General features: G+C 59.2%; 21 protein-coding genes. 4 read left to right on the top strand and 17 right to left on the bottom strand.

Annotated elements, in window-relative coordinates; genetic code table 11:
• Window positions 1–102 precede the first annotated feature (102 nt).
• From HTUR_RS24935 to HTUR_RS24870, 15 genes are all read right to left on the bottom strand, one after another.
• A complete protein-coding gene (locus tag HTUR_RS24935; RefSeq protein ID WP_012946158.1) occupies window positions 103–399 on the bottom strand; it encodes a hypothetical protein in 297 nt (98 codons plus the stop codon).
• The gene (locus HTUR_RS24930) at window positions 396–632 is read right to left on the bottom strand and encodes a hypothetical protein (protein WP_012946157.1); all 237 of its coding nucleotides are present in this window, start codon (window positions 630–632) and stop codon (window positions 396–398) included. Before HTUR_RS24930 ends, HTUR_RS24935 begins: the two co-directional genes overlap by 4 nt.
• Window positions 629–1,603 carry a hypothetical protein gene (locus HTUR_RS24925; RefSeq protein WP_012946156.1) on the bottom strand — a complete coding sequence of 325 codons (975 nt, stop codon included), beginning with the start codon at window positions 1,601–1,603 and terminating at the stop codon, window positions 629–631. The genes HTUR_RS24930 and HTUR_RS24925 overlap by 4 nt, the downstream gene beginning before the upstream one ends.
• Window positions 1,591–2,037, bottom strand: coding sequence for a hypothetical protein (locus HTUR_RS24920; RefSeq protein ID WP_012946155.1), 447 nt, complete (start codon window positions 2,035–2,037; stop codon window positions 1,591–1,593). The genes HTUR_RS24925 and HTUR_RS24920 overlap by 13 nt, the downstream gene beginning before the upstream one ends.
• Before the next feature lie 199 nt (window positions 2,038–2,236).
• Complete coding sequence (locus HTUR_RS24915; RefSeq protein WP_012946153.1) at window positions 2,237–2,926, bottom strand: hypothetical protein; 690 nt, start codon at window positions 2,924–2,926, stop codon at window positions 2,237–2,239.
• Between the two features lie 163 nt (window positions 2,927–3,089).
• Complete coding sequence (locus HTUR_RS24910) at window positions 3,090–3,341, bottom strand: hypothetical protein (protein ID WP_012946152.1); 252 nt, start codon at window positions 3,339–3,341, stop codon at window positions 3,090–3,092.
• The gene (locus HTUR_RS24905) at window positions 3,342–3,749 is read right to left on the bottom strand and encodes a hypothetical protein (protein ID WP_012946151.1); all 408 of its coding nucleotides are present in this window, start codon (window positions 3,747–3,749) and stop codon (window positions 3,342–3,344) included.
• 75 nt (window positions 3,750–3,824) lie between these two features.
• On the bottom strand, window positions 3,825–4,943 hold the full coding sequence (locus HTUR_RS24900) for a hypothetical protein (protein ID WP_012946150.1): 1,119 nt from the start codon (window positions 4,941–4,943) through the stop codon (window positions 3,825–3,827).
• A gap of 141 nt (window positions 4,944–5,084) precedes the next feature.
• Window positions 5,085–6,482: a hypothetical protein gene (locus HTUR_RS24895; RefSeq protein WP_049942167.1), complete on the bottom strand. Its 1,398-nt coding sequence runs from the start codon at window positions 6,480–6,482 to the stop codon at window positions 5,085–5,087.
• Window positions 6,454–7,278, bottom strand: a complete 825-nt coding sequence (locus HTUR_RS26535) for a hypothetical protein (protein WP_012946148.1) — start codon at window positions 7,276–7,278, stop codon at window positions 6,454–6,456. Before HTUR_RS26535 ends, HTUR_RS24895 begins: the two co-directional genes overlap by 29 nt.
• Window positions 7,279–7,283: 5 nt before the next feature.
• The gene (locus HTUR_RS24890) at window positions 7,284–8,336 is read right to left on the bottom strand and encodes a hypothetical protein (protein WP_012946147.1); all 1,053 of its coding nucleotides are present in this window, start codon (window positions 8,334–8,336) and stop codon (window positions 7,284–7,286) included.
• 9 nt (window positions 8,337–8,345) lie between these two features.
• Window positions 8,346–9,152: a hypothetical protein gene (locus tag HTUR_RS24885; RefSeq protein WP_012946146.1), complete on the bottom strand. Its 807-nt coding sequence runs from the start codon at window positions 9,150–9,152 to the stop codon at window positions 8,346–8,348.
• A 3-nt stretch (window positions 9,153–9,155) separates the two neighbouring features.
• Window positions 9,156–10,709: a S8 family peptidase gene (locus HTUR_RS24880; protein ID WP_012946145.1), complete on the bottom strand. Its 1,554-nt coding sequence runs from the start codon at window positions 10,707–10,709 to the stop codon at window positions 9,156–9,158.
• Between the two features lie 4 nt (window positions 10,710–10,713).
• A complete protein-coding gene (locus HTUR_RS24875) occupies window positions 10,714–14,130 on the bottom strand; it encodes a hypothetical protein (protein ID WP_012946144.1) in 3,417 nt (1,138 codons plus the stop codon).
• Between the two features lie 9 nt (window positions 14,131–14,139).
• The gene (locus HTUR_RS24870; RefSeq protein WP_012946143.1) at window positions 14,140–14,736 is read right to left on the bottom strand and encodes a hypothetical protein; all 597 of its coding nucleotides are present in this window, start codon (window positions 14,734–14,736) and stop codon (window positions 14,140–14,142) included.
• Between the two features lie 323 nt (window positions 14,737–15,059).
• On the opposite strand from HTUR_RS24870, the gene HTUR_RS24865 reads away from it, so the two are divergent.
• Together HTUR_RS24865 and HTUR_RS26530 are read left to right on the top strand one after the other, a co-directional pair.
• Window positions 15,060–15,260, top strand: coding sequence for a hypothetical protein (locus HTUR_RS24865; protein ID WP_012946142.1), 201 nt, complete (start codon window positions 15,060–15,062; stop codon window positions 15,258–15,260).
• 110 nt (window positions 15,261–15,370) lie between these two features.
• Window positions 15,371–16,042 carry a hypothetical protein gene (locus HTUR_RS26530; RefSeq protein ID WP_012946141.1) on the top strand — a complete coding sequence of 224 codons (672 nt, stop codon included), beginning with the start codon at window positions 15,371–15,373 and terminating at the stop codon, window positions 16,040–16,042.
• Between the two features lie 215 nt (window positions 16,043–16,257).
• On the opposite strand, the gene HTUR_RS26525 is transcribed toward HTUR_RS26530, so the two are convergent.
• Together HTUR_RS26525 and HTUR_RS24855 are read right to left on the bottom strand one after the other, a co-directional pair.
• Window positions 16,258–17,151, bottom strand: coding sequence for a hypothetical protein (locus HTUR_RS26525; protein WP_012946139.1), 894 nt, complete (start codon window positions 17,149–17,151; stop codon window positions 16,258–16,260).
• Window positions 17,152–17,442: 291 nt separating this feature from the next.
• Window positions 17,443–18,234, bottom strand: coding sequence for a hypothetical protein (locus HTUR_RS24855; RefSeq protein ID WP_012946138.1), 792 nt, complete (start codon window positions 18,232–18,234; stop codon window positions 17,443–17,445).
• A 337-nt stretch (window positions 18,235–18,571) separates the two neighbouring features.
• Between HTUR_RS24855 and HTUR_RS24850 the strand changes: the two genes are divergently transcribed.
• Together HTUR_RS24850 and HTUR_RS24845 are read left to right on the top strand one after the other, a co-directional pair.
• Entirely contained in the window at window positions 18,572–19,090 is a 519-nt protein-coding gene (locus HTUR_RS24850) for a type IV pilin (protein ID WP_012946137.1), read from the top strand.
• A 47-nt stretch (window positions 19,091–19,137) separates the two neighbouring features.
• Window positions 19,138–19,485: a hypothetical protein gene (locus tag HTUR_RS24845; RefSeq protein ID WP_012946136.1), complete on the top strand. Its 348-nt coding sequence runs from the start codon at window positions 19,138–19,140 to the stop codon at window positions 19,483–19,485.
• The last annotated feature ends 191 nt before the right edge of the window (window positions 19,486–19,676 follow it).

Raw genomic sequence — 19,676 nt, 5'->3', positions numbered from 1 at the left:
TGTCTCAAAGCGTGTGCGTGATTTCAAGGAGATTGGAAGCTCGCTGCAATCGGCGGCGACAAAGAAAAGGCGGGCCGGGGCCACGGTCTCGAGTCGCGTCAGTCACGCTTGCCCCGCGATTTTCGCCCGAATCTCGCTTTCCTTTAGGAGTTCCAAGTTCCCACGGGCAAGGAAAAACAGGAGGATCAAGAGGAGGACGCCGACGATGGCGAGGCCGTAGTTGCCGCCCATCGCGGAACTCAATACCAGCCCGATCGCCGCCGCCGAGTAGATGACGTTCGACGTGAGTCCGGTAATCGCCGAGACGGTAATCGATTGGTCGCCACGGCGATCGTACAGCTCGCCGCTGACGAGAAATGCCGTCCCGATCGCGACGAGGGCGAAGAGGAGTCCGTTCATCGGTCCCACCGTTGGCCGTCGTCGCGCTCTCGAGAGAGCGTTCGAGACTTGTATTTCGCCGCCGTTGCACCGGACTGGCGTTCCTTGAAGATATCCAGCCCGATCCGACCGCCGAACGTAACGGCCAGCCATGCGAGGGCTAACCCAAACGCGATGATCCATCCACCGCCGAGGAGTGCTGGGACGAGGATGATAGCGATGCCAACCGCGACGATTGTGTTAAACCAGTTCATGGATTCGGTTTCACCTCCGCTACAAGCGGCAGTGAGAGTGTTTGTAGGACGCTCGAGCCACCAGCGAGACCGGGCATGATTCCATCGAGGAAATCAATTCCGCTCAGATACGAGCGGTACTGGTGTTTCGCTTTGTCGACGGCCGTCGGATTCGCGGTGAACTCGACCTCCGCGTCGGCGTCGTTAAAGTGGAAGTTCACGACCGAGCCGTCGCCCGACTCGGATTTGTAGACCGGGTCGCCGGTATCGGTGCCGACTGGTGTCCACCGGCCGTCGTCAGTCCGGTAGACCGCCTGATATTCCGAGACCTCTTTCCCGAGGCTCTCGTTGGCCAGCGAGACCGACACGCTGTCTTCGCTGTTGTTCTCGGCGGATAGCGTGTACTGTCGTTGCTCGAGGTCGCCGTCGCCGAAGAGCGATCCGAGACTGAGATCGACCTGTGGCAGCCACCCGTTTGTGGCGTTTTTCGCCGTGCCGGTCCACTTGAGCGACGTGACCCGGAGCTTCGAGGGGGCGAAGGTCGCTTCTTCGCCGCCCTGGAGGACGAACTCGACTTCGGTGTAGGTCTCGTCGGCGTCGAAGTCGTGAATTGCGCGCCACGTCGCCGTCTCCGAGCCGTTGTTCGCGTCGATATGACCGAGGTCAGCCGGGTCAATCACGTCGGGGCTCATCTCGACGACATACCGCACGCAGTAACCGTTCGGATTCTTCGCGTTTAGGTGAACGAACCCGACGTCTGTATCGACCGAAACGTCGGTGTTGTCGACCGTGCTCGTTGCAGTGCCGTTCTGGGCCGCCGTGACCGTCTCGTTGTCCGTTCGGAACGCGTCGTGCGTGACCGTCGTCTCACACTCTGGTTGGTCGTCGGTCATCGTCATCGTGCTCGCCGTCGCCGGCATCGTGGCGCCGATCGGCGCGAGCACGAGGACCAGACACAAGAACAGGACTCGAGGCGTGGTTAGCGATCCCATTTCGGTTTACTCACCCCGTCTCGGTCGCGAATCTTACTGCGGCCAGCCTTCCAGTAGCCGTTGGCGAGCGGAACGAATCGCACGAAGCCGATCAACAGGAACGGAACCGCCGCGACGACGATCGCCGCCGTGAGTCCGAACGTCAGAATCGTCGCCGTAATCGCACCGATGATGAGGACGCCTGCCGCAGCCGTCTGTTCGTAGGACGACCCGAGCCCGAGCGCTTTCGGGACGGTCTCGCCGAGCCACCGGAGCGTTGACGCGACCGCGGGCGGGAGTGCGTTATCGATCGACAACCACCCGAAAAAGCCGCGGACGTTACGGTATGTCCCAGAGGCTTGCCGGCCCGCAAACCGGGCGAGTGCGACCGGTGCGAGGGCGACGGCTTTTGCCGCTGACGCGAGGTAGCCGCCAGCGCGTCGAAGGTCTGGCATAGCTATCGCCCCCTAGTGAGTCTCGAGAGTGACCGCCCCAGCGCACGGAGTGGCCACACGACGAGACCGAGGAGCGAGCCCGCGCCCTCTCGTGTGCGCCGGAGCGTGCGTTTCGGCCGGGATTCCCACCGGATGTTCGCCGCCCGGCGCGGGTCGCCATACGGCTTGTCGTTGTACTCGTCGTCTCGCTTCCAGGGCATTACTGTTTCACCTCTCCGAGGAGCATTTCGAAGACGGTCTGGCCGTCATTGCCGAGGTCGATGAAACTCGAGTACTGGCCGACGTGCCGGCTTACGTACTCCTCTGACGGGACCGAGTGGTCGCCCTCGCCGCTGGTATCGATGAACTCACGGCGGAGATCGGCCAGCTCGTCGGCGCCGTTTTCGGCGGCGTCATCAATCAGCACGACTTCGTAATCGGGTTCCTCGGGGGCGCCGAGACGCCACTCAAGAGACGTGAGTTGGTCTGTCTCGGAATCGTAGCCGACGTCGACCGTCGTCGAGACAACGTCGTCGCCACGGAGGAACTTCGATACCTGGACGTCGACGCCGACGACCGTATCGCCGGCCGCTTGCACGTCGTACTCGTCGATCAACCAGTTGCCGTAGTTGATCCAATGCTCAGAGTTCGCATTGAACTCGTTGCGCATTCGGTCGGCATAGACCTCGGCGCTCTCAGAGGGGCCGCCAACGCTCACGCCGGAGAGTTTGCCCTCGAGAAACGCCCGGAAGTTGCCACCCTCGCCGACGCCATCGGCGAGGATGCCTTGTTGGCTGTCCGATTGGGCGCTCGCGCTTGTCGTTGCCAGCGCGCTCGCTCCCGTTACCGTGAGCGCGGCGCCGCCGGTGCGTTGCAGGTACTGCCGTCTGGTTTGGGATTTCTGTGTCATGGTTGGTTGTACTGAAATGATGGGTGGGAGAGGGGGACGGAGTGCGAGGACTCGAGGAAAGCGAGCCCCCACTGGTGGCCCGGCCGAAGCCGGGCACGCAGCCGGCGGGAATCGAACCCGCGTTGCAGGACGCCAGTCCCGGCCGCTGGGTCGCGGGTCGTCGTTACGCATCGGGCGGGTAGGCGTAGCGGTAGCCTTTGAGGAACAGGACCGCGGCGAACGCCGGAACGTGGCCGTAATAGAGGGCGACGTACGTCCAGAGTCCGGGTGAGAGGCCAGCCGTCGAATTGACTCCAAAGGCGGAGACGGAAACTGCCATTCCACTCGCGGCCATCACGACCAGGAACAGTCCGCCGTACAGCGTCAGCGTCTCGCGGTCGATCTCCGGCGTAAGCGTCGCGAGTCGGTGGCGCATCTACTCGGACACCTCCGCGGGCACGTGCGCGGCGATCTCGCTCATGCGCTCGGCCGCGCGTTCGAAGGCCTCGAGTCGCGAGGCGTCGGCGAGCTCGACGTCGCCGTTGACTTCGAGCGTCCAGCCGTCCCGAATCCCGTCAGTCGTCAGCCGCACCTCATAGCCCAGCCGGGGAATCGTCCACGAGTGGGCACGTCGGGAGTCCTCACGGATACGCCACGGGTCCGGCGGCGTGACTCGTAGTCGGGTTTCGCGCCGGAGGGCGTCGCGGAGGTACTCGAAGGGTTCCGACTCGGTGCCGATGAACGGTGCGTACCGGCGGTCGACCGTTGCGCGAGGTGTGGTGGGACCGGTGTCGACGCCGATCTCGTGGAGCAGTGGCTCGAGGGATGGGTATTTGGTAGTCATGAAAAGTCGCCGCCCGCGGAATCGAACCAGCGGTACGCGCCTGCGCGGCGAGAACGGGTAGGGGTAGTTGGGTGGTTACGCTTCGATGCGACTGCGGGCCTTCGGCGCTCCGACGGCGAACAGGAACGCCAGCGTCGGCAGGCCGAACGAGGCCATCAGGACGCCAACCGAGAAGTTGCTGAACAGCGCGTAGGTCCCGAACGCGTCGTCAAACGTGCTCGCGATGTCGTCGTTGCTCACACTCTCGACGTCGACCGGGTTCTGATTCATCGAGACGACGTCGAGCGTCGCATTGTCGTCGGCGGGCTCGAGGGTCAGCTTGTCCGCCGAACTGTCGTAGACGGCGTAGGCATCACTCGAGGTATCAACCAGATCCGAGTCGGCCTCGGAGTCGAACGTCAGCACGAGGCCGTCGTTGGCGAGCATCGTCTGTCCGATTAGGACGTCGCCTGCCTCGGTGTCCTCGGCACTGGCGTCGTAGGCGCTGGCCATGTCGCCGTCAGCGAGGTAGATTTCGTGCGTGACGTTTGCGTCAGAGCCGAACGAGTCATCGAGCGTGTAGATGTCGTGCTCGGGCTCGTCGTGGAACGGGCTGTACTTCGCGAGGGTGCCAGCCTCCTGGCTCTCGCTTTCGACCGACGGGCCGACGCCGCTATTATCGATCGACGCGCTGTCGACGACCGTCACGGCGCGCTCGCCGTCGTTGGAGATCGTGATCGTGCCGGTGACGTTGGCCGTGTCGCCAGCGCCGTCGGTGAACTCGACGGTGAAGTCGAGGTCAGTCGTGTCGTTGTAGGCGACTGGGACGTCAGCGAACTCGTCGTGGCTGACGTTCCAGGTGTGACGGTCCGTGTCCGCAGTCCCGTCGCTGTCCGTGTCGATGCTACTATTGACCGAGTACTCGCTGCTCGCAGTATCCGCGTCGTAGACCGTGTAGTTCCGATCGGAGTTGTTCAGGTCGACCGTGACGTCGGCCGACTCGATCGTGTCGTTTGCGTCTGTGTCGACGACCAGCGCAGAGACGTTGCTCTCGTTGGCGTCGACGACCGAGATGGTTGCGCCGTCGGAAATGTCCGAGGAGCTATCGACTGCGGGTTGGGTTGAGAACGTTGCGGCAGCCGGCATCGCGAACATGCTGGTGATGACCGCCAGCATGATGCCGAGTGTTGCGACTCGCTTGGTGAAGTTTCTCATTGTGTTTGTGTTGAATGAAGAGGTTGGTTAGAGAGCGATACAGGCGCGGGTCCAAACGGCGGTGGGACCGAAGGCGGCGGCGGCGGTACCCCTCCACCAGCGAAACGAATTGTCTCAGTTGGGTTAGTGGTCATACGAGAATCACCATGTCAGGTTGTCGCCTACAGACTGGTTCGAGATTGTGGAGTTGATGCTGATGTCCGTGCTGCAACTCTCGAACGTATTGTTCCGAACCATGAAGCCATCAAGGTCGAAACTCGAGGGGACGTACACGCCAGTGTTGTTCCCAATGAACGTGTTATCGTTGAGCTTGATGTTTCGGAACGGGTACGTGTCGTGGTCGAACTCGATGCCGTTCGCGCCCGACACCTCGAACGTATTGTTCCGGACAGTCACATCGTGGACCTTCCGGTCAACGCCACGGCTCCCGTGCTGTTCGATGGCGAGCCCGACACCGCCACCGATACAGTAGTTGTCCTCGACTTTCGCGTGCTGGAAGCCGTCAATGACGTTCAGAATATCCTGCTGGGTCGACGTACAAACGTTCCCGGTGATATAACCGTACTCAGCGGCAACTCCGTTGCCGCCGGAGAGAAGGATATCACCGTTCTGAATCTCCGAGAGTTCGTTATCCTCGATATAGATGTTTGAGATCGGGCCACCCGGCTTGTCGCCACCGTAATCATTGTTTTGCGCGAGCGGGTACGAAGTGGCCGTGATACCCTGTCCAGCAGCGCGGACGACTTCGTTGTCTCCGACCTCGATATTATGCGCGTTCGAGACCTCAACCCCGTTACTGACGCCGTTGTTGGTGTAGTCTTGGTTCTGGTAGTTTCCGTCGATGAAACAGTTGAGGACCTTCGCGTCCTTGCAGTCGTGGACGTAGATGACGTCGTCGTTGACGCTTGCCCCGAGTTTGAGGTTGCAGTCCTGTAGAATCAGGCCGTCAGTTGTGATGTCAATCCGCTTTGAGAGTGTATGTTGGTTGTCTCTGTCGCCGATAATCCGCGTGTAGGGGGCTGCAGAGTCGATGACGTTGTGAATGTCGTCTGAATCCGATAGATGGATTGTATTGAGAGTCGTGTCGGTTGAGTCGCTACTTGCAGTGGCATTGAGCGTCCCGGTATCGTCGATATACAAATTCGTCCCCGTGAGGTTGGAAATCGTCCCACCACCAGCGATAGAGCCCGAGATTTCGTCTAAAGTCGGTGTTCGTGAGCCTGAAATCGTCACACCCTCAGATGAAAGTCTCGCTTCCAGATTTTCGTCAAAGTCTAGAACGCTGGGGTCGATTTTGAGTTTCTTTCCACTATTGGCGACGTAATGCGTGTCGAAGAAACCAAGATCTTCCAATGTGTCGGACTCGTCGCCCCAGCCGCCTAACCATGCCGGCATTCCGAGTGACATGCTGCCAGCCAGTACCTCTCGTCTAGTCGTCATTGGTTGGGCGTCAAAATCTCGCTTGTCGGACGGTATTTGATCAGATGACATCATATCGGTGGAGAACTCGTCACGACCACGGCTGTCGGTCGTAGTCATCTTGTCTTTGAGTACTGTTCAGCGTATCGTTGAAAATTATAATATCATCGAGAGTTACGTTAGCGAATGCTTCAGCACCGCCGTTATATCGTGCAAAATGCAAGAAGGGGTTGGCGAAATCTTCAAACGTCCCATCGTGGTCGTCTGTAACTGTTGTGAACGTTTCTGAATTCGTATCAACATAGATGTCTATACCCGAGGCAGATTGGCTTGAGTAATTAATGACGACCCGGTGTGGGTTACCATCATCGAACGTGTTGTCTGTTGCCAATCTTACTCCACCCGAGCTCGCACCTCTATTGAAGACCTCTATATTTCCACCAGTCCCCGACTGCCCGGAGTCGATCCAAAACGAGGGGCGCCCACTGGAATTGGATGTCCCGAATAGGGATGAGCTGGACGTAATATCGCTCGACTTCATTGTGAAGGCGATCGCGTGACTTCCGTTCATCACAGTCGTGCCGAAGTCCCCCAGACCGGTCGTTGATACATAGCTATCCGTTCCGTTTCCGTCAAGCGCGTAATCTTTGATCCATGTCCCACTGTTCCATGTCGCCCCGTTGATCGTACCATCGGCATTGCCGATGCTATCCGTCGCAGTCGATCCGCTTCCACTACCATACGCCCAACGATAAATCGCGGAATCGGGAATTGTTGCAGTTTCAGCTAACCGCAGAGTCCCATTGTCGTTGACGAGGTTTTGGAGCGTAGGGTTGTCCCAGTTATCGACTGTTATCTTCTCGTCTGTCGGACTCTGCCGCGTTGTCTTGGCCGTGCCGCTTGTTTCGTATGCCATGTGTATCACCCTCGAAGGTCGTCAGTTTCGTCTGCACCATACCAGCCGAATGTTTTGCCGAGGCTGATCCAAATATCCGTCAGCGAGAACAGTCCGCTATTGGCCCGCCAGTCGTTCTTGGTCGTTAGTTCCCAGGGATTTTGGACCGCTGTTGTATCTGGGCCGAAACCGTTGTTAGACCACGTATCTCGAACCGCTGGCCACGATTTGAGTGCCGTGAAGAATCCGGTCTTCTCAGGAGTGTGCCGGTAGTGGTGCCAGCCGTTGACGACCGTGAACGTCGCATGGGTCGGCGAGTCGGCCCGCTGTGTCACGAGGTCATCCGTACCCGGTTGGATTTCGGCAGCCTCGAGATTGTAGCCGCTATAGACGATACGCTCGAGCTCGCCCGTATCGCTGTTGACGAAGACATAGATCGGATCGTGGTCGCCGATCGAACTGCCGAGTGTATCGTTACCACCTGGTAAGGATTTCACGCGTTCGGTTTTTGACCAGTAACACAGAACGTCAGTATCCTCGTCCTCGGAGGTCGCGACGTAGCCGTAGAGGCCGTCGAATCGGTCCCTCGTCTCCGCATCCATTTGGAGGAGTGGTTGGTACTTCCACAGTCGTTGTTCATCCCAGATGATTTGTACGCCATCTGGCTTCTCTGACCACTCCTGCGATAAGGTGTAGTTCGTATACGCAAAGTTCGGCGGTACTTCGAATACCAGCGGCGTCTCAAGCTCCGGCGTTGCCGACCCATCACCAGAGACGCTGAGCGTGATCTCATAGTAGTAATCTCCCATCCCCTCGAGACCGTCATAGACCAGCGTTCCGCTACTGGTTGCAGTGACGGTCTGGGAGTTGATTGGTGTCGAGGAATCTGACGTGTCGTATTCGTTGGCCGTTGCATCGATCGACGTCCCATCGGGGATCGTGCCGTTGATCGTGAGCTCTGCCTCTCCTGAATTCGTGGCCGCGACACGCTGGGTGATCGAGAGAGCACCGGCGGCACCGATCGCCGCCGCGGCCGTCCCGGCCATCGCGTCACGGCGTGTGAGTGTGTGTTCTGTCATAACTGAAAATTACACCTCCTCGTACCGCATTGTGTCCGGCGTCGCGAGTCGGCGGACGTAGACGTTCTGTGCCGCCCACGCGTCCCACGTCCCTTCGCGCCACCAGTGGGTCCGGCCGCCCGATTCGTAGAAGCTGAACGGGTCCATCACGGCGACGTCGCTGGTCTTGTCGTAGCGGCCGTTGCGATACCAGGACTCGCGCTTGTCGAGCCAACTGCCGAACTCCGAGTGGCCTTGAATCCACTCGCCGTCGGTCGTCGATTCAGCCGGGACGAAATGGTTGTGCGGGCGCATCTGCCGGAGGACGACGTGGGTTCGGCGATCGGCCACGCGGTCCTCGATGAGATGGCCGAACTCGCCGTCTTCTTCCGCGGCGAGGTGATGGCCGCCCGAAAAGACGACCGTGTCCACGGTGCCGTCGGGATTCTGAAACACGAGAATGGGCTCGTGGTCATAGAAATGCTCCTCTGGGCCGATTCCGTCAAGGCCGGCGTACCAGAGGAGGGATCGCTGGGTATGTGAGCGGACCCAGTAGTAGTGAGCCGTCACGTCGTAGTCCTCGCTGTCGGCCGACCAGCCGTACATCCCCTGCATATCGTCGCGGGCCTGTTGGGTTGCGATCTCGAGTCGCGGCTGGTAGTTTTCCAGCTCGTCGATATCGTCACGAACGTCGGTGATGTGGTCGGGAAACTGAGGGATCGAACCGTCGTACTCGAGGTTGTTGGTCTCCGGGCCTTCGTTGTCGGCCAACGGCCCCCACTCGAGCCCGAGGAACGCGGGACTCGCGGTGGTCGCAAGGAACTCTCGTCGGTGCATGGTCTATAGGACCGTCGACAGCGATTCGTTGAAGTCGTCGCGTGCGGCGGCTTCAACCGTCCGCACGTCGGCCGGATCGTCGGCTGGTTCGGTTCCCTCGAGTAGCGCCTGAACGTCGAGCAGACCGTGTTTCGCCTCGGTTGCGCCCGCGTTCGGGAGCGGGTAAGCGTACTTGATGAGTCGCGACCACGTCTCGTCGACGCCGTAGCCCGCTGCTCGGGAAACGGCCGCGCCGCCAGCCACGTGGGGTGCGGCCATCGAGGTTCCCGAGAGCGTGCTCAGGCCACTGGGGAGTTCGATTGTAATCGACATCCCCGGCGCGGCCAGCAGTGGAACCGCACCCTCCGAGTCGCCACCGGAGAGGTCGGTGCTGCCGGGGTCCGGTCCGGTGTTCCCGAAGTACGCGAGTTCCGTATCGTCGCGGTCGCCCGACTCGGGGACGTTACACGCCTGGACGCCGAAGCCGCCGTCAGCGTCTGCCGGGCTGGCGACCCACACGGTTCCATAGCGATCATTGCCCACTGCCACCGCACAGAACACACCGGCCTCTCGAGCGTCGTTGAGCGCCGCCGCAAGCGACTCGGACCACTGCGGGCTGCCAAGGGAGAGGCAGGCGACGTCGGCGCCGACGTCGATCGCCTTCTCGATGCCGGCGATGATGTCTTTCGTGTCGCCGCTCCCGTCGTCGCCCAGCACCTTGAGCCCCAGTACGGTCGCATCGGGAGCGAAGCCGTTCGAACCCGCGATACAGTGGGCGACCCACGTTCCGTGTCCGTCGCCGTCGGTGATCGCGTCGGTGCCCTCCTCGCTGTATGTCGGGTCGCCATCCTTCGCGTAGCCTGTCGACTCGCCGTGGAGGCGGCTTTCGTCGAGGTTGAGCCCCGTGTTGACACCGGTGTCGATGACGGCGACGGTCAGGCTCGAGGTGTCGACACCCGAGAGAACGGTATCGTCCGCGCGCACGTGAGCGCGTGACTCGGACAGTGTCGCTTCCGGCGCGTCCTCGTCGAACGCGAGTCCGGCCGTCTCGGGCGTGGGATTCCACGCCCCCGTTTCGGCGAGCATCGAGACCTTCTCGCGGAATCCGAGGTCAAGAGAGGCCACGCCGGTCCCCTCGAGTTCCTCGAGCGGTTCCGGTCGGGACATGACCATGTTCGCGTCGATCGTATCGACGTACTCGAGGGCTTGCGCACCGCCGTCGATGCGCTCGAGGCCGACATCGTAGTCTCCGACGCCAGCGGAGTACTGCTTGAGGCCGACCTCCGACCAGGGCATCGAGATCGTCATCATACCGACCGTCGGATGGTCGCGTTTGAGTACGCGGTCGTCGCTCGAGTCGACCCACGACTGCAACGATGATCGGGCGCTGTCGTCGCTGTAGAAGAACACGAACGACGGGTTCAAATCGCCGAACGTCTTGATGTTCTCCGCGTCGAGCGCAGCCAGTGTGAGTGTGTCACTCGAGCCGATCCGGCCGTCGAACGGGCCGACGAACGCTGGGGTCGAGAGTGTGCCTGCCGTTGCTCCTGCCGTCGTCAGAAAGTCTCTCCTGAACATGGTATCACCGGAGTTTTGGCTGCCGGCGGCGCGCAATGAGTCCGACGCCGACGACCGATAGCGAGCCGAATAGGCTCGAGACGATCGAGAGGACCGGGAGTGACGGGCGCGGGAGGCTCTTGGCAATCGTGTGCTCGGTTCCGGCCCACAGCCCCGGGTCCTCGTTGATGGTCAACGAGACCGAGCCGTCGGAGTCCGAGTACGTTCGGATGACGTACTTCGTCTCGCCGTCGCCGAGGTCGCGCTCCATCACCTCGCCGTAGCGCGTGCCACCGTCGGCGAGTGGCTGGCCGAGGAGGCCGGGATCGCCACGCCAGACAACGGCGCCGTCGGCGAGTGAATCCAGATGGATGACCGTCTCGACAGTCGTGTCGACGGTCGCCTCGTCGTGGCCCTCGAGAACGCGGATGTTGATATCCGTCGCCGACTGCTCCATCGCGGCGCGTGGCTTGATGTGGATCGACGAGGGAATCTCGCCGCCGGGTGCGATCGCGTCGACCTCGAGCGAGCCGCCGTTGGCGCGAATCTCTGCGTCTTCGAGTTTCTCGCCGACCAGCGCGAACACGCGGTCGCCGATCGCTGTCTCAGCCCGAACCGTCGCCGGATCGTCCCGGCCTTGCTCGAGTGCGCGGAGCTGGAACGTGTGGACGAATTGGCCGCCGGTCGAGTCCGTGACGGTCGCGCGAACGAAGTGTTTGCCGGCGCCGTTGGTTTCGAACGACGCTTTGTCGCCAGTCACGTCGGTCGTGAGTTGCTGGCCCTCGGGGCCGAAGACTTCGACCGACTCGAGGCCGCCGTAGTTGTCGTCATCACCCAGTCGCACGGTCATGGAGACTGTCTCGCTGTCTCCGGGCGCCATCGTGTTCAGATCGAACGCCTGCACGTCGGGGATTGTACCGCTGAACGACGGGTTCAGCGCCGAGAGGCGGTCATCGAGCACGCCGCCAGCGCCGCCGCCGAGAACACGCAGGTCGAACGCCGCCGGGTCAGTGTCGTCGATCGGGTAGCCCTCGATGACGAGTTGGGAACTCCGTCCGAGTGCACCCGTCGATTCGATCGACCAGTACTCTTCGGGGATTTCCTCGCTCTCGCCGTTCGACCAGTGGAGTTCCGGCTGGAGTGTGTCCGTGTCAATGCCGCTCGGTATTGGCCCGTACTCGGCGTTCAGCTCGCCGTCCTCGATTGAGATCGGCGAGTCCGAGTCATCGGTCTCCGGCGGGGCGATCTGGTCGGTGCTCCGCAGGACCGTCTCCATGTGACCGACCTCGGTCTCGAGGTCGTCGTCCGAGAGGTCCTCAGCGGATTGGATGGAATCGAACTGCGAGCGGCTGAGGTAGCGCTCTTCCGCTCCCGGCACCGTCTCAATGAGCGGTCGGTGAGTCGTGTAGCGAGCCTCGAGTTGGGTCCGGTTCAGTTCTTCAAGTCGCTGGTCGTACTCGCTTTGGAGGTCGTTGACCGTCTCGTTGAGGACTTGGTTTTGTTTCCACTCTAAGAAGTCGTTGAAGTCCTCGATTGGGTGTTGTGGCAGTTCGTCAGCGCGGTAGCCTTCGATCGTGACGCCTTCGGCCGGGACGTCGAAGCGCTTGGGCGCGCTGAGAACGTAGGTGCCGTTGTATCCAGACTCGGATTCATCACGAAGGTCGTCGAACGACGGTCCCGTGATGTCGGTCAATACGGTCCCGTCGGCACGGTAGCCTTGCACGGCGGCCCTCTGAACGCCCGTCTGGAATCGGATCGAGAACGTCCCGTTTTCGTCGGTCGTCGTCGTCCGGCGTTCCATTTCGCCGACCTCCATGTTATCGAGGAGATCCTGCGCGCGTTGGGTGCGTTTGTCGGATTCATCTTCGAGATCGTCGGCTCGGTTCTCGAGTTCGGTCTCGAGCGCGTTCCACTGTTCTTCGGCGTCGCCGACCTGAACCCAGTAGGATTTCTCAGGGCTGCCCTCAGGGTAGACGCGGTAGATTCCTGTCGAGAGGTAGGTTTTGTACGCCGGAACGTCGGTGTTCGGCATGACCGACGGACGTTCGATAACGAACGCGTCATCCTGCATCCCGACTATTTTCGAGTCGACTTGATCGCCAGCCGAGTATTCCTCAATGACGACTGGCCCGTCCGTAATCTCGCCGGGGTGGGAGTTGCTAACCGGACCTTCTGGGAGGATCGGGTTTTCTTCCTCAAGATCCCACAGCGAGATTACAACCATTTCGCCAGAGTCAACCGTGTGGTGTGGGGCGTCCACCTCCTCGCTGAGGATGTCTGTACTTCCCTGCCCCCAGTCGTCGTACTCGTGGACCAACGGATACGTTCCGTCAAGTCCCTCGGAAAACTCCTCAGAACTAATCGCTTCAGGACTCTCTTTATACGTCTCGTAGAAATTTGTCCATCCGTCAGGCGGTTCAACGCCCTCCGCTTCATCTAAGAGTTTCTGAGCCTCTTCTTCGAGTTCCTCGGCGGTGACGTTGTTATCATCGGCCTGTTCCTTGAGCCGCTGTTCGACGTTCGCGTAGTCGACGCCATAGCCCTCAACGGTCGCGTTCGGGACTGGATTTCCGTCTGAGTCAACGAACTGTCCAGTGATTGCGTGGCCGCCAGCGTCGACTTGGTCGAACTGGATCTCTTGCCCGTGTTCGGACTGGCCGGCATGGGCGAAGAACTGTGATTTGACATCCTCCGGTGCGTCGTGTGTGATCATCCAGTCAGTTGGCTCTCCTGTGCCAGCCTCCCAGACTTTGTATTTCATCTGGCCGCTGTCGAACTGCAACCGGAAGTCGGCCCAAATGTCATCGAACGTTGCATTGATTCTTTCGGAGCTCTTTTCGCTCGTCGTCGTGTCCGGTCCGCTCGACTCGAGCCAAATCTCGTTCTCGTTGGGTTGGATGTAAACGACAGCCCAGATGGGGCCACCCGATTCGACTGTGTCTTTCTCTCCAAGGCCAAATCGAATCGCACCGCCGCTGCCATCGCCGTGATCTGCGCGGTATGTGCCAGTGAGTTCGAAGTTCTCTTGGCTCGAGAACGTGGGGCCACCCGCCCATGTGACGTTAGCTGCTGAGCCGTTGCCGTCATAGACCAGATGTGAATTGTTCCCGTAGAACGACTCGCTGGAAATTATTGCAGTCGACTCATTATCGTTCCAGCCGTCCGCAGTTCCGTCTTCGAAATCGTCATAGTAGGACGTATTGTCATCAAGCGTTGCCGTGGTCGTGGTCGACAGTGACGCCGAACTCAGCGACGTCGTCGTCGTGGTTGAGGTCGCGGCAGCGGCCGTCCCGCTGTTCATGCCGGCCGCGAACGCGAACGGCGCGGGCATCGACGCGACCAGGAGGACGACGAAGACGATCGTCAGCGCCTGTGCTCCGGTCGGGATCGCCGCGGTGAGGCGAGTCCAGCGGCTCTCGGTGTCGGCGGTTTTGTCGTGCATGAGAATCAGTTACTCTCCAGTTTTCGCCATGCGCCAGGCGTCTTGCATCAGCCCGGCCACGATATCGACGTCGCGATCATCGCCGTTGCGTTTTCGTCGTTCGGCCGTCTCGCGAAGCGTCTCGAGGTTCCCGTCCGAGAGATCTAGCTCGTCGCCCCAGTGTCCGAGGAGGTCGTTGACCCCCTCCATGAAATCCGGCTTCGGGCGATCGGGAACCAGTGGGCCGGTGAGATTGCCGTGTTCTTCGTTAACCCGCACGCGGTGGCTCATCGCACCGTACTCGCCGTCGGCGTGCCAGTCGGGCGCCCGTTTCGGGATGAACACCGCTGGGTCGCTTACTTCGACCTCGCAGGGCTCGTCATGGAGATCGTACTCGCCGGGTTCGTGATAGGCGACCGGACAGAGGAGGCGTTCGGCCGTCTCTTTCCAAAAGCCGGTCATGACGTACTCACACCGCTCTTTCCGGTAGTGGAACGGTTGCGGGTCGTGGCCAGTTGTCTTCTCAGTGCCGTCTCGGTCTTTGCCCCACCACATATCGCGACGGAATGGCGACTCATCGGCCGCTTCGCGTCGCTGTTGCTCGAGGCGCTGTTGGCTTTGGCTCATGGGTGAAAACATTGGATATACTCTCGTCCGCGAACTGCCCACGCAGATCGGCCGCCCGCTGGCGTTCCGTGTGTCGGAGGGACGAGAGCATTTCAACCCCCGTTTCGCGACTCCGGGCACCCGTCCTCAGTAGGACGCCGCTGCGATGAGCTTCTTAATAGACATCTACACGGCTAGTTACTTATTGATTGCCCTTACAACCGCATTTTCGTGAGTGTGCGCACAGTTGTTCGCGCATTCTCGAGTAATCGCACGCTACTGCGAGCTAGTTCCAGACTCCGAAATGCCATACATTATTGACGCGGCCGTGTCACCGAGAACGCATGGGCGACAAGCCCAATGATGGTGAGTCGTCGGACGAGAAAATTCGTGTCAGCGTAACGTTGCCGAAGAAAGCGCTTGACGAGTTGGTTGCGAATAGTCCTGTGCGAGCAGACTATCAGGACGGAATCGAGACCGCTGTCGAGACACAGCTCGAGATCGACAACGCCGACGAGTACACCATCGTCAAAAACCGCGAGTAGGCCGGAGCCCCATGACCTTGGCCGGGAGGGGCTACACGTAGTGGTTACACTGCCCAGGAGGTAATATGTTTCCAATAGAGTAAAGGGAAAACACTGCACAGAGAGTACCTATGCTCGATCTGGTTCGGGGTTTCTATGATAACACCCTCCGAGATATATTGCCGAAAAAATATCGTGTGTTCGCAGGAGTTGCTGTTTATGACGGCCCGATTTTAGACATCACATCGACGAAATCGTATTACAAAGAGGGGTTACTTACTGCTATTACAGAGCACGTCAATGAAGGGGATGAAGTCGAACTAGTCGGGTTCGGTCGCGGAGTGTCAACAGTGTATGCCCTCAGTGCCGGCGCAGCCAAGGTCACAGCCCATGAAGCGGCAGCCGAAATGATCGAAATTGGAAAGCATACTGTCGATGTGAACCGGACTGGTGACGGTAAATTAGAGGTTCGGCACTCAATCGTAGGGGAAGGTATCGATATCTATGGTGACGGGAAACAAGCGGAACCAATTCCGCCATCTGAGCTTTCATTCGCGGACATCCTGGTTCTTGACTGTGAGGGTGCAGAGAAAAGTATTCTATCAGGTCTTGGAAACCAGCCAGAGACGATAATCTGTGAGACTCATCCAGAGAAAGGCGTTCCAGCGGAGGATACGATCGCAGCAATCGGAGAGGGGTATCAGATAACCACCAGAGCATATGAGCCGGACAACGATACACCCGAAGGGAAAGTCGTCGTCATCGCGACTCGAGAATCGTCGAACTGGATTCGGCGTAGGTAGATTTAATCCGTTTCAATTTCGATATTTGGTATGGTCATCAACTGGCTCGGGGCGCAGCTTGAACGTTTGATTCGGTATTGGTCCGTCGAGTACGAATGGCATGTCATGTGCGAATCCTGTGATTTGAGGACTGTTGTATCCTCAAAAGAGGATGCGGTGTACATTGGAGCACACCACCAGAAGGTTACATTAGAGAAGCAAGAAAGGTAACTTTCTCACATATAGCCAAGTGCCGCGAGTTGTTCTTCAACATCGATCTCGGCCGTTTCATCAGAGATTGTTGGATCAACCGTCTGCTTATCAACACCGTCGATTACTTTCCATGGGACATCCCTGAGAGCACTAATAGGGCAACCCAACGGGTGGCCATAGACGGCCCATTCACCGATCGCATTTGCATGGTCGGCCGATAACGCAATTGTAGCCTCACAGTTCTGAGTAAGAGGGGCAATCCCATCGGTCATTGCCCATTCGAGATTGTCCGCATACGCCTCCCATACTTCATCATACGTGAATTCACCCTCTCGAAGTCGCTCCCAAATGTTGCCGCTCAAACTACTTGTCCCGCGAGCGCGTTCGAACCATTCCGGTTGAGACCGAAACGGTGCATGTGGCTGCATGAAATGAATGATTAGTTTGTCAACACCAAGCTCGTCTCGACGACGCCAGACATCAATTGCACGATCGGAAAGAGCACGTGGAGGGATAGTTTCGACGCCATAATCGGTACTCCTTGATCTTTCGATATGTAGATACCCAAAACTGTCAGGCTCAAGTTGGTCTGCGAACGGGTTTCCAGAGATATATGCGACCGAATCTACGTTTCGGTTATTGAACGTTCGATTAATCCAAGTACGGCTAGTTGATCCAACTGAAGTCATTACACTACATTCGCCAACTACCTCTTGAAACAAATCGACACGGCACGCATCGAGAATGCAAAGAACGTCCCAGTCTCTCTCCCAGACGGATTCTCCGCCGAAGCGGGTTGCCTGCGCCCGAATGCGTTTCGATAATTCGGTCGTTAGAACCCAATCCCAGACCCCTCGAGTAATATTCCGTAAACCGCCTGACCGATAGAGTTCAAGAAAACGGTTTTTACGACTCATTGCTCCAGTACGGGGCCGGTGAAAGTATAAAACTAATCAATAACTGCTGACACTGTGCAGATACGTCCGTCGGTCTGGATTTAGTAGACCGTCCGATCCACCACTATCGCTCACCTCGTGGGAGCACGGTCGCGCGGACACATTCAATCTCCTGCTAGCGCTCGACGATGCAGGATTCAGGTCACTCGTCGCGGCAGTTCTGTCAAAGATGACATTCAGGACATTATCGGGTGAGTAATCCTTACACAGTGAGTAGCAACGCTAACTAACGACGGAAAGCGTCCGGTCGGACTACCGAACTGTCCCCAGCGCCGTCGCCGCGTCGGCAGAAATCACGATATCCCGTTCCCCGAGTTCGACACCGCCACCCGCAACCGATGCGAGCAACCCAGCCAACGCCTCGAGATAATCCCGGTTGCGTTCTTCCCGAATCGTCAGCGTGGCCTTCCCGTCGTGTTCGATCGCCCGATTCTCGAGATAGGCGTAGGCGAACGTTTCCCGAACCTCGGTTGGCGCCTCGTCGAGATACGCCGGCAAGGAAAGATGCTGGTCGGCTTTCGGACCGACCGGGGCACCCAGCACGGAGAGCACACGACCGAGGACGCTGGCGGCGTCAGTCGGGCGGACTTCGTCGGCCCGGCCGTCGCGATCGTCGACCACGCGATAGTCGACGCCGGCCAGCTCGAGGGCGTCGAGTACGTGGCTGTCTTCGCCGCGGCGATTCAGTGCAAAACTTGGCTGGTAGTACTGTTCGGCGAGCGACCCACCGGAGAAGACGTTCGCGACGAGCGTGTTCAACGCGGTGAACGCAGGGTCGCCGAACTCGCAGTCGAGCCATCCGTACTCGCGGGCTGTCTCGAGACCGTGGACGGCATCGGGTTTCGATTCGTCGAGCCACGGTCGGATGCGGCCCCGCGGGAGATCTAGCGCGGAGGCGATCGCACTCGAGCCCTTCGACGGATTGCGGTGGGCGTAGTCACGGACGCGGCGATAGTCGTCGACGGCATCCCACGTGTCAGCGTAGGCACGACTATCGTAGGTGCGCGCGAGAGCGCGCTCAGTCACAAGCGGCGAATCGGTCATACTCGGGGCGATGAACCGGGCGGCCAAAACCGTTATTGCCGAGTTCTGAAACCGCTGATATCAGCCGCCATGAACAATCCAAGGGGCCGCTGAACGGGTTCAGCGGGCCGCTGCTTATCAAATCTGAAACTGTCTCGAGATAGATCTCTGACAATTGAACCTTCACAATCCCCTACCTATATGTAGGGATGACTGTCTCGAGTAATTTAGCATCCAGATAACGGAGACGGAAGGGATGTGCCGGGATGGTTGGTAGCCCAATCCCCTGACGCGCATTGCGGTGGTTTCGCACCACTGGCAATAACCCTTCCGACCGTTTGCGGGTGCGTGATCCACTATGGATTTAAGTAAATACCGAAGCAAGCTGGTAGGAAGTAAAGAAGAGCGCGCAGTGTCACCCGTCATAGGTGTCATTTTGATGGTAGCTATAACCGTCATATTAGCGGCAGTTATTGCCGCTTTCGTGATGGATCTCGGTAATGATATGGGTGGCGAAGCGCAAGCAGGCGTCGATACCAGTTCTCAAGACGATAGAGTGAGTGTTACCTGGCAAGCTGAAGGAAACGCCGATAACGTCGAAGTGAGTTATGAGATTGTCGGTGGCGATAACTCGACCAGTACATATGTGCTGAATGATGAGGCCACCGGGACGAGCACCACTGAGACGCTCGAGAGTGTCAGCGATCGTTCCTCTGTTCAAGTGCTCATCAATGATACCGAAACGGGCGGAAACAACGCCCAATACGAGGGTGACGAAGTGACTGTGGAGATTGTCGCAACCGCAAACTCCGGTGATACTTCGACAGTCGTGCAAGAAGGCGAAAAGACCGTTGTTGTGGAAGGCAACACGGCCTAAGGTAGTCGCCGATAGACCTAACACGATTCCTGATTTTCTTTCGCGTAATGAGCTACGCCGACTCGAGACAATCCCTCGAAACTCCTAGCCTCAAGCCCACACTCTGGATACTCGCGCTCGTCCTCTTCGGCGTCGGCGATCTCGTCACGACCATCTACTTCATCGCCGAGTTCGGCGCCGTCGAAACCCATCCGATCGGTGGGCCGGCGATCGACGCGCTGGGGTTCTGGGCGCTGGTGCCGTTGAAAGCGCTGGCCGTCGGCGTCTGTTACGGCCTCTATCGACTCGCGCCACGGGAGTACGCGATCGGCGTCCCGATCGAGCTGATTCTGCTCGGTGGATATCTCTCGGTGTGGAATACCGTAGTTTCACTGACCGGGTCAACACCATTCTGAAAACCGTAGACGGTCAGAAGACCGTTCACGGGTGCGGAATGGGGCCGTGGGATCTAAGCAAACACGGCCCGGCCACCGAGTCCAATCCAGCTCGGGAGCCGTATTATCCAACTCGAGTGTGGCGTGCTCGAGGCACTCGTGAGCTAGCAGAAGAGAATAATGAATCTTCTGGTAGGTCCGTGGACCGAGGG

Source organism: Haloterrigena turkmenica DSM 5511 (genome assembly GCF_000025325.1).
In the GTDB taxonomy this organism is placed as follows: Archaea; Halobacteriota; Halobacteria; order Halobacteriales; family Natrialbaceae; genus Haloterrigena; species Haloterrigena turkmenica.
The sequence above is the reverse complement of the archived record's forward strand: the minus strand, read 5'-3'. Positions and strand labels throughout refer to the sequence as shown.